At 60.8% G+C, this 10,977-nt stretch carries 4 protein-coding genes; 3 read left to right on the forward strand and 1 reads right to left on the reverse strand.

The features are described from left to right. Nucleotides 1-17: 17 nt before the first annotated feature. The 3 genes from Q7C20_RS21655 (at nt 18) to Q7C20_RS21665 (ending at nt 9,500) form a co-directional block, all read left to right on the forward strand. Entirely contained in the window at nt 18-1,637 is a 1,620-nt protein-coding gene (locus Q7C20_RS21655) for an FMN-binding glutamate synthase family protein (protein WP_375070075.1), read from the forward strand. A gap of 171 nt (nt 1,638-1,808) precedes the next feature. Then, entirely contained in the window at nt 1,809-2,924 is a 1,116-nt protein-coding gene (locus Q7C20_RS21660; protein WP_375070077.1) for an OpgC family protein, read from the forward strand. A 69-nt stretch (nt 2,925-2,993) separates the two neighbouring features. After that, on the forward strand, nt 2,994-9,500 hold the full coding sequence (locus Q7C20_RS21665) for an NEL-type E3 ubiquitin ligase domain-containing protein (protein ID WP_375070079.1): 6,507 nt from the start codon (nt 2,994-2,996) through the stop codon (nt 9,498-9,500). 4 nt (nt 9,501-9,504) lie between these two features. Here Q7C20_RS21665 and Q7C20_RS21670 read toward each other — a convergent pair whose 3' ends face one another. Then, complete coding sequence (locus Q7C20_RS21670) at nt 9,505-10,917, reverse strand: amino acid permease (RefSeq protein ID WP_375070081.1); 1,413 nt, start codon at nt 10,915-10,917, stop codon at nt 9,505-9,507. Nucleotides 10,918-10,977: the final 60 nt, after the last annotated feature.

A 10,977-nucleotide genomic window follows, 5' to 3' on the forward strand; every position in this document is an offset into this window, starting at 1 on the left:
AACCCAAGGAAAACCGTATGAGCCTGTCGTTACTAAGCCGTTACGCGTTCTTTGCCGTGTGCGTCATTTTCACCCTCGCCAGCCTCCCGTTTATCCAACATGAATGGCTGTGGCCGATCACCGTGGTCACGGGCGTGTTGAGCCTTATCGGCCTTTTCGACCTGCTGCAAAGCCGCCACGCGGTACGCCGCAACTACCCGATCCTGGGCAATATCCGCTACCTGGTGGAAGCCATCCGCCCGGAGATCCGCCAGTACCTGCTGGAGTCCGACAGCGACGCCCTGCCCTTTTCCCGGGCCCAGCGTTCGCTGGTGTACTCGCGCGCCAAGAACGAAAGCGCCGACAAGCCATTCGGCACCTTGATCGACGTGTACCAGTCGGGTTTCGAGTTTATCGGCCACTCCATGCGCCCGGCGCCGTTGAGCGACCCCGGCGCGTTTCGCGTGATGGTGGGCGGCCCGCAGTGCACGCAGCCGTACTCGGCGTCGGTGTTCAACATCTCGGCGATGAGCTTTGGCTCGCTCAGCGCCAACGCGATTCGCGCGCTGAACCAGGGCGCCAAACTCGGCAACTTTGCCCATGACACCGGCGAAGGCAGCATCAGCCCTTACCACCGCGAAAACGGCGGTGACCTGACCTGGGAACTGGGCAGCGGCTACTTCGGCTGCCGCACCAGCGACGGCCGCTTCGACCCGGAGCGCTTCGCCGTGCAGGCGCAAAACCCGCAAGTGCGCATGATCGAAATCAAAATGAGCCAGGGCGCCAAACCCGGCCACGGCGGGATCCTGCCCAAGCACAAAGTCACCCAAGAGATCGCCGACACGCGCGGCATCATGATGGGCGAAGACTGCATCTCACCGTCGCGTCACAGCGCATTTTCCACGCCCATCGAAATGATGCAGTTCATCGCCCAACTGCGCGAACTGTCCGGCGGCAAACCGGTGGGCTTCAAGTTCTGCCTCGGCCACCCGTGGGAGTTCATGGGCATCGCCAAAGCCATGCTTGAAACCGGCATCCTCCCGGATTTTATCGTGGTGGATGGCAAGGAAGGCGGCACCGGCGCGGCTCCCGTGGAGTTCACCGACCATATCGGCGTGCCGCTGCGTGAAGGCCTGTTGTTTGTGCACAACACGCTGGTGGGCCTGAACCTGCGCGACAAGATCAAGCTTGGCGCCAGCGGCAAAATCGTCAGTGCGTTCGATATCGCCAGCGTGCTGGCCATCGGCGCCGATTGGGCCAACTCGGCGCGCGGTTTCATGTTTGCAATCGGCTGCATTCAGTCGCAAAGCTGCCACACCAACAAATGCCCGACGGGGGTCGCGACTCAAGACCCACTGCGTCAGCGCGCGCTGGTGGTGCCGGACAAAGCCCAGCGCGTGTTCAACTTCCACCGCAACACCCTCAAGGCGTTGGCGGAGATGCTCGCCGCCGCGGGCCTGGATCACCCGTCGCAGTTGTCGGCCAAGCATCTGGTGCGACGCATGTCGGCAACCGAAATCAAGCTGTTCTCGCAACTGCATGTGTTCCTCAAGCCCGGCGAATTGCTCACCGGTGAGGTGAACGGTGAGTTCTATTCGCGCATGTGGCAGATGGCGCGTGCGGACAGTTTTGAACCGAATGCAGAAGTGGCGGCCTGACACTCAACCTTCAGCCCACCCGACCTGGGCGGGCTGTAGAGACATCCGGTAATACCCAACCTTTGCAATTGCTTACAAATACCGCCAACCTGCGCCCGCCCCACGCTCGGCGTACGTCAATGCCTACACCTGCCTGTCTTTAATACACCCTTCGCTCAAGAGCCCGCTGCCATGTTTAACGGACGCGACCCGCGCATCGACTTTTTTCGGGGCCTGGCGTTGATCTTCATTTTCTGGGATCACGTCCCCCACAATCCCCTTGGCCAGATCACCCTGCGCAACGTCGGCTTCAGCGACGCGGCGGAAATCTTTGTGTTCCTGGCGGGTTTTGCCTCGGTGCTGGCTTACGGCAAAGTCATGCAGCGCGAAGGCTACCTGATGGCCTGCCTGAAAATCCTGCGGCGCACCTGGGTGCTGTACGTGGTGCACATCTTTTTGCTGGCGGTGCTGATGGGCATCGTGTTTTTCGCCAACAGCCACGTCGAGACCCGTGACCTGGTGCAAGAGATGGGCATGACCCACTTCATCAGCGACCCACAACGCGCGTTGCTCGATGAGCTGCTGTTGCGCTTCAAACCCAACTTGATGGACCCACTGCCGCTTTACATCGTGCTGCTTGGCAGTCTGCCGCTGGTGTTGCCGTTTATGCTGCGCAAGCCGTGGGCGGTGGTGGCGGTGTCGCTGACCGTGTACCTGCTGGCGCCATGGATGGGGTGGAACTTGCGGGCCATTGCCGATGGCGTGTGGTACTTCAACCCGGTGACCTGGCAATTGTTGTTTGTGCTGGGTGGCGCGGCGGCGATTCGCAGCCAGCAACCCAAAGCCATCGAAACCCGCGCATTGCCATGCCAGCCACTGTTCATGGCGGCGGCGGTGTATGTCGTGGTTGCCGGCGTCCTGACCCTGTCGTGGCGCTGGCCGCAGATTCATGACGCAGTGATGCCCGCGTGGATCAGCGAGTGGATCTACCCGATCAGCAAGACCGACCTGTCGCCTCTGCGCCTGTTGCATTTTCTCGCCCTCGCCTACGTCACCGCCAAGCTGCTGCCCACGGCGAGCTGGACGCAAAACCCGGTGGCCGCGCAGGTGTGCCGCATGGGGCGTTTCTCCTTGGAAGTGTTTTGCCTGGGTGTGGTGCTCGCGCCGTTGGCGGACATGCTCAACGCCATGGCGGGCGATACAGTGCCGGTGCAATTGCTGACCGCGTTGGCCGGGGTGTTGTTGATGGCCGCGCTGGGCGCCTGGCTTGAGTTGAATAAACGCCTGAGCCAGCCCCGTGCTACATAGCTAGCGCCCACTCTGGGTGGGCGAATGCTTCCATCTCCTTTTACGTCTCACAGTGAAAGGAAGCGGCTCATGCCCACCCATCAATTCACCAACGGCCTGTCCGGCCACTTGCAGTCCAGCGAAGCCTGGGGCCAGCAGCAGGCCCTGGAACTGCTGCGCCAGGTTATGGCGCAGTCAATGAATAGCCTGACGCTGGCGCAGCAGCGCGATTACGTCAGGCTGCAACGCGAGGCGCACGCCGCGCTCAAGGCGGTAGAGGCCGAAAATACCCTTCAGAGAGAGCGGTTCAAAGCCAGCGGCCTGGCCACACTGAGCGCCAAGCTCGGCGGCCTCGACCCTGAAAAGGCCTTCTTGCACACCCGCTACCTGGAAAAACTCGAACCGCCGTTGCCCTGGGAACCCCGCAGCAGCAGCGCAGTTGGCGGTTTGGGGGCCGCGAAGCGCTTTCGCCGGGCCGTGGACGAATGGCAGTACCGTGCGCACCTGTCGAGCCTCTCGTTATGGGACGCGGCCTGCCTGAATTTCGACTTCGGCACCGGCACCCCTCAAGCCTCGGGTCATAGCTATGTCAACGCGTCCTACCTGACGGGAGTGGATGAAAAAAAGCTGACCGTGAGCCAATTCATCGCCATCTGCCGCGAATTGAACCTGGGCGAAAAACTGCAGGCGGAGTTGACAGAAACCCTGGGGCCAGGCGGCACACTGCAAGGCTTGATCGAGGCGAACGCGCGCGCCAACTTACGGTTTGAAGCAATGGAGGCCTATCGCAACCGTGCCAGCAGTGACCTGACACTGGCCCTGTACGAAACGCTGGTCGCGGCCATCGATGGCAGCAAACCGTTAGCGTTTGAGACGTTGAGCATGGACCTCGACAGCACTCTGCTGCCGGCCGTGCCTTTCGTGGATACCTCCGGCAAGCGCATTCCAGTGCCCCTGTTGCTGATTCAAGTGGGCAGCCTCGGGGTGGTTTCCTACTTCCCGTTCCGCCCCAGCGGCGCCCTGCGGTATCACATCGATGCCAAGACCGCCGGTGCGCATTTTCTCGCTGACCTTAAGGCCAGCCATCGCGACGGCAACCTCGGCTGGTTCTCGCGCCAACTGCCGTTCACCGACATCCATCAGTTCAATGACCTGTTACGCAGTGAGCCACGCCCGCCAGGCCTGAGCGTTGCGGCGAGCTTTCTTTATAAGTCGTTTCACAGGTTATTTCCGGAACAAACGCTGGACCACGTGAGGTTTGTCGCTGACCCCAAACAAGGCCGCCCGATGAGCCTGGTGCAAGCCCTTGCCTTTCGTCATATCCAGCAGTATCAGGCCAACCTCGGCCTGCTCGCGACCCGACGCTCGGAGCGCGACCTGCAGGGCGTGATCGACGGCGCGGCAGCGATTGCCAGCGAAATCATGGCGCTGTTGCTGACCCCTGTACCCGGTGGCGTCAGCGGCCTGAACCGACTGATGCAAGGGGTGGTGTTCGGCAACCTGACCTACAGCCTGATCATCGGCATCAACGAAGCCGCCAAGGGCCAGGCGAATGATTTTGCCGCAGCCATGGCAGACGCAGCGGACCTGGCAGTGAACGGCGTGTTGATCTCCACCGCCGGCCGTGTGCATCGCCAGCGCATGGAGAACCTGCTGCAGCGGCTGGGTGGCCCACGCAAAGTCACCCACAGCGACGGTACTCACGCATTGTGGAAGCCGGACCTGCGCCCTTACGCGATAGCCGACCAACGCCTGCTCGATGGCCAGGTACCGAATGCCCAAGGCATTTATTTGATAGACGGCCAGCAATACGTGCAGGTGCAACAGGGCGAACAGCGAAGCGTGGCGCAGCTTGATCCCGCCGCAAAAACGCCGGGTTTCTTACTCAAGCACCCGAACCAAAAAGGCGTTGCCGTCCCGATTGTTTTCGACCCGAAAGTGCAGGCCTGGGTCCTCGACCTGCACGGTGCCGGCCAGCTTTCGGACAGCCAACTGGTTGCTCAAATGCTGCCCAATGGCGAATCCGCAGCGTCGCCCGCGCAGATCCGCACACTGTTACGCACCACCACTACCCCCCGCGAAACCCTGGACAAAATCTGGGCGGGTGAGCTGCCGCCAGTCAACCTGGTGGAAGCGGTGAGGCGCCTGCAAGTCGACCGGGTGATCGAGCAGTTGAGCACAGGCTTTCACCGTCGCGGCAACATGCCGGCGCATGCCGATGGCGCCGTCCTCTGCCTGCTGACGCAGCTGCCCACCTGGCCAGCCGAGGCGGTTATCCACGTGCACGATCAGCAAGGTCTGCGGGTAGAAAGCTACGCAGCCAAGGATGCTGCCCGGCATGCCATCAACCTTAAACGCCTGGACAACGGCACTTACCTTTCCCTCGACGGCGCAGAGACCGATGTTGTCTCCCTGGAATCCATGTTCGAGTTGATTATCCGCCAGCAGCCGGCCACCTCCACCCTGGGCAAAGAAGGCACCCAACACCTCACTGAAGCCCAGCGTATTGCGCGGCTGCGGTTGCAGATCAGCGCATTGGCAAGCGCGCAGCGTATCGCGCTGTTCAGCGCCATGACGCGTTACGCCGGGCAGGCGCAGCATCAAGTGCCAGACAGCGTCGCAGCCCGCGCTTTTCTGCCGATCATGGCAGGGCCCACGGGCGTGGAGGTCACACCGCTGCTGGCCAAACTGCACACGCTGTTTGCGCCGTTGAGCCCTGCGAACCTGCAGCAATTGCTGGCGCAAATACCCCTGAGCGCTGCACAGCAAAGCACCTTTCTAAGCGACGGAACGCTACCCGCCAACGTACGCGAACACATTGAACAGCATCGCACCGCCTTACGGATTGATGCCGCGATTGACGGCCTTTATCACCCCCGCACGTTCAACCCGGATGCCGATCTGTGGGCCAGGGAATTCGCGGGTAAACTGCTGCTCAAGCACTGCAAGCGCGATTTCGTGGTCACTGAAATGGCCGACGGCGTGGCACGCAACCGCTATAAAAACAGCGGGCCGGATGACACCACCGTCGAACTGCTGCATTACGGCGAAGGTCGCTACGAGGCGTACGACATGCGCAATGGCGGTACGATTCCAGTGACACCGGCCGTCGACAGTTTCTACCTCGCCATAGGCTCAGTGCTGCAACCCGGGGAGCGCATCCTGCTGGGAATGAGTTCTGCGGCTGACGCCCAGGGTTTGCGCAACACGCTGGGCGACTTGATGAGCGAACGTCGCAGCCCCGCAGGCCTGGTCAGCTTGCTCGATTACTCGCTGGGTCAGTACCAGAAGCAGAACGTGCTGCCAAAGGACCTGCAACCCAACCCCGAAGGGCTATATGACTGGGACGGCGATCAATTACTGGGGTTATACGGCTCGTTTTACCCGGTAATGTTCGATCAGAAGGTGCGCAAGTGGCGGCTAAAGCATCCAGACAAAGTCGGTGTCGACACCCCGCGCCTTGAGCACAATCGCCATGGCGCCTGGCGACTGGAAAGCGAGCGGCCGCAGACGTGGGACGACCATCATTTGTTCTCGCGCCTGGGCACCGATTTCAACGTCGATGAGCGCACCAGTGCGCGCATCCTCTCGCTTACCGATACACCGGCCCGCGCCTTGCGAGAGGTCCATTACGCCGGCCTGCCCCCGCCGCCGCTGTTAAAGGACAGCACTAAACGGTTCGGCATCGAAGCGCAAATCCTGCATTTCATCAAGGCCATGAGCACCTATTCGGCGACGCCCTTTGCCAGGCCTGCTCTGCAATTGCAGCTGGCGTACTCACTCCCACACTGGCCGCCGAGCCACGTGGTAGAAATCCATGATGCCGAGGGTCGCATCATCGCCCACGCCCCTACGGCCAACGCAGGTGCCAGCGAGAAAATCCGCCTGTCAGAAGCGCAGAGTCGAAGTGCTGAGCCGCTGATGAACCTGGTGCGCAACGACACGTTGACCAAGACGCTGTTGGGCGAACTGCCGGAAGGCTTGCAGGAGCGACTGTTCAAACTGGCGAAGAAAATTGCCGAGCACGCCCACCGTGAACGCACCCAGCTGTTCGAAGCGTTTTACACCCAGAGCGAGCGCCCCGGCAACGGTTTGCACACGCGCTTGCGCCAGCATTACCCGCAACTGCCGGGGAGTGCGCTGCAGGCGCTTCTCGACCACGCCACGCCCAAGGAACTCAAGCGACTCAACGAGCATGACGTGGTACCGCTGCGCCTTGCCGAACAGGCCAGGTTGACCGCCAACGATGTTCGCCTGAACCGCGCCTTTGAAGGCGTGTACCTGACAAGCCTGCAAAACCCCGACAGCGAAAAAATCATGCTATACGCACTCGCCCAGCTCCCCGGTTGGCCCGCCGACGTACGCCTGGATATCCATAAAGGCAGCCCAAGCGGGCCAGTGCTCGAAAGCGCCGGGCACCTGGCGGGCACTGAGCAAAAAAGCCTCGTACGGGTCGATGGGCGCTATCAGGCCTATGACGACCAAGGCGTGTTGATCGGCCAACCGAGCACCGCCACCACCGACCTGCTGACGGCTATCTGGCAGGTAATGAGCGATGAACAGCGCACCGCGCTGGGCATGGATGACAGCGGCGACATAACGGCGCTGCGCAACGCGATTGCCGATCTGGCGCTCAAACAGCGCGTCGCCATTAAAACCTTGCTGGGCATCCCGCACATTCCGTACTGGCTGCAACCGCCGATGCGTGTCGACAGTTCGTTTATCGCCTATCCGTTTAGCATGCCGGGTTGGTGGCCATTCAGCAGGACTCCTCCCGTGGATCTGGTGAGCAAGGTTCTGGAGCTTTACCCCAGTTTCAGACCGGTTGATGCCAATAACTTGCTCGACTCACTGGGCGAAACCCAACAGCAAAAGCTGCAAAAACTGGCGGAGCGCAAGGCCGAATACGACGCGCTGGTCTTCGGCCTGACGCGCTGGGCGGAAGCAGAATACGCCCAGGACGCCAATGACCCGTGGGGAATGAATCTGGCCCGACGGCGCGTAACGGCGCAGCAAATTTGTAGTGCCTGGCGCCATGAGACACGGCGCCCTTACGACGGTCTGCATTTCGATACCCACAGCCTGGTGCTTCGACTCAATGGCAATGGCCTGCCGGATGCTGACTTCATCATCGGTACCCGAGGTTTCGAACACATTGAATACCTGGCAATTTCCGGCGACAGCTTTCCGTCGACGGGAGAGGCCTTCCTGAGCAAATTTACCAACCTCAAGACGCTGAAGCTCGACTGCATGCTTACCCAACTGCCCGGTAGCATCGCTGATATGGCACTACTTGAGCGACTGGATCTGAGCGACAACAACATTACCCTCACCGCTGAATCGCAGCAGCGCTTGGCGGGCATGACGTCGCTGGAAGAGTTGACTCTGGACGGCAACCCACTGGGTCTGCCCCCAGACGTATCGCGCATGAGGCGTCTGCGTGAACTGCACCTGCGCCAGACCGGTATAGACACATGGCCCATCGGCGCAGAGACGCTGACCCGCATGCGCAGCCTGCAGCTCCAGGAAAACCAGCTCACCACGGTGCCGCAAGTGCTGTTCACCGATGCCGGCATGCAAGCGACGAACCGCGTTACCGTTCTGCACGACAACCCGCTGAACGAAGCAACCTTGCAGCAGCTTACGGAGTACCGACACCGCACGGGCATGTTGCTGGGCGGCGCGATGCCGGGCGCCCTGCACATGCCCCCCGCCAACACTGATTTCAATCGCTGGCTAGAAGGTATTCCCGTGACCGAGCGGGCCGAGCGCAGGGCGTTGTGGGAGCAATTGGAACAGCATGAGGGCGCCAGTCCTGATGACGCTTTCCGTGTGCTGCGAGACCTGACCCAGACGCTGGCCTACAAAATCAGCGAACGTTCAAGGATGGCCCTGACAAAGCGGGTCTGGCGGGTGCTCATGGCGATGGGCGAATCCACTGATTTGCGTCAGCGCATCTACCAGAACACCTACTCGGCAGGCACCTGTGGTGATGGTGCGCTGTTGGTGTTCATGAATATGGAGATCGAGTGCAAGATTCATAAAGCACGGTCCCAGCCAGGCAGCCTGCAAGCCACGGAACAACTGCTGAGGTTGGCTCGCGGCTGGTTCTACCTGCGCGCACTGGATCAGTTAGCCGAAGATTTCCTGCGAAACGAACGCGATATGGGCAAAAACCCGGATGATGCAGAGGTCAAACTCTACCTGCGAACCCAGTTGACCCAGGAGTGGGACCTGCCACTTGAGCCGGCCGGAATGCTGTATTCGGTCGAAGACATGATCGAGAGCGCAGACGTCGACAACATCAGGCGCCAACTCACGGTCATGAAGAGTACAGGAGCGTTCCAGGCCTCACTGCTCCTGGAAGAATTCTGGATCGACTACTTGGCCTCTAACTTCCCAGAACCCTTCTCTACCATCAGCGACGTGACACGCTACAAGGAAGAAAAGTTGAAGAGTGAGGTGCCGGACACACGCTCCGACACCTATCTGGAAAGGCGCCAATCATTGATCGACTTGCAAGCTGCCGAACGCCTTAGACTGGTGAACCAGTTAACCGTGGCAGCGCAAAGGTCGGTCAAGTGGGTCGACGACTAGTCGCTCAAGCCGAGCGTGGAACGCCTTCTCCCGCCGGTTGCAACTTGAACACGTAGAACAACACGGTCAGCAGAACCAGAAACGCCGGCCCCACATACAGCGCCACACGGGTGTCCGGAAAGTAGGCCATCAGGCCCACCACCAGCACCAAAAAAGCCAGCGCCAGGTACGAACTCAGCGGGTACAGCCACATGCGGTACTTGAGCCCCGCCTGCTCGGCAGGGCTCAAGCCGCGGCGGAATTTCAGCTGGGCCAGCAGGATCATCAGCCAGGTCCAGATCGCGCCGAAGGTCGCGATGGAAGTCACCCAAACGAACACCTGATCCGGCACCAGATAGTTCAGCAACACGCCCAGCAACAAGGCAAAAATCGACAACAGCAGCGCTTTGCGTGGCACGCCATTTTTAGACGTGGTGCCAAACGTGGCCGGGGCCTGACCATTCTGCGCGAGGCTGTAGAGCATGCGCCCGGTGCTGAAAATACCGCCGTTGCAGGAGGACAACGCAGCGGTGATCACCACAAAGTTGATGATACCGGCGGCGGTCTTGATACCCAGGCGCTCGAAGGTCATCACAAACGGGCTGCCCTGAGTGCCGATTTCATTCCACGGGTAGATCGACAGAATCACAAACAACGCGCCGACGTAGAACAGCAGAATGCGCCAGAACACCGAGCCGATGGCGCTGGGGATGGTTTTCTGCGGGTTTTTCGCTTCACCGGCGGTCAGGCCGATCATCTCCACGCCGAGGTAGGCGAACATCACCATTTGCAGGGACATCAGCACGCCCTGCACGCCATTGGGCATGAAGCCGCCATGGGCCCACAGGTTGGAAATACCCAGCGCCACGCCGTCATTGCCAAAGCCGAACGCGATGATGCCAACGCCGCCGATGACCATCGCTATGATCGTGACGATCTTGATCAAGGCGAACCAGAACTCGAACTCACCGAAGGCTTTTACCGCAATGAGGTTGATGGTGCCCATGCTGATCAGCGCCGCCAGGGCCCAGATCCAGCGCGGGGTGTCGGGGAACCAAACGCCCATGTACACGGCCACGGCGGTGATCTCCGCGACGCAGGTCACCAGCCACAGGAACCAGTAGTTCCAGCCGGTGAGAAAGCCCGCCAGCGGGCCGAGGTAATCCTGGGCATATCGGCTGAACGAACCGGCGACGGGGTTGTGCACCGCCATCTCGCCGAGGGCGCGCATGATCACCAGAATGGCCAGGCCGCCGATGATGTAGGCGAGCATGATCGCCGGGCCGGCCATTTCGATGGCCTTGGCTGAACCCAGGAACAGGCCGACGCCGATGCAGGCGCCAAGCGCCATCAAACGAATATGCCGCTCGCCAAGTTCGCGTTTTAGCGGGCCGCCTTGAACAGTGTCCTCGTGGGACGTGGAGTTGCCAACGGGCATGGAGTACCACCTTGTTGTTGGAGTAACTGCTTTTTATAGGCACTGCCTCGTGAGCAGCGC

Source organism: Pseudomonas sp. AMR01 (assembly GCF_041946035.1).
GTDB lineage: Bacteria > Pseudomonadota > Gammaproteobacteria > Pseudomonadales > Pseudomonadaceae > Aquipseudomonas > Aquipseudomonas antarctica_B.

Coding starts and splice junctions, on each gene's coding strand:
- Q7C20_RS21665 (WP_375070079.1), top strand. CDS start 2,994: ATGCCCACCCATCAATTCACCAACGGCCTGTCCGGCCACTTGCAGTCC.
- Q7C20_RS21670 (WP_375070081.1), bottom strand. CDS start 10,917: ATGCCCGTTGGCAACTCCACGTCCCACGAGGACACTGTTCAAGGCGGC.
- Q7C20_RS21660 (WP_375070077.1), top strand. CDS start 1,809: ATGTTTAACGGACGCGACCCGCGCATCGACTTTTTTCGGGGCCTGGCG.
- Q7C20_RS21655 (WP_375070075.1), top strand. CDS start 18: ATGAGCCTGTCGTTACTAAGCCGTTACGCGTTCTTTGCCGTGTGCGTC.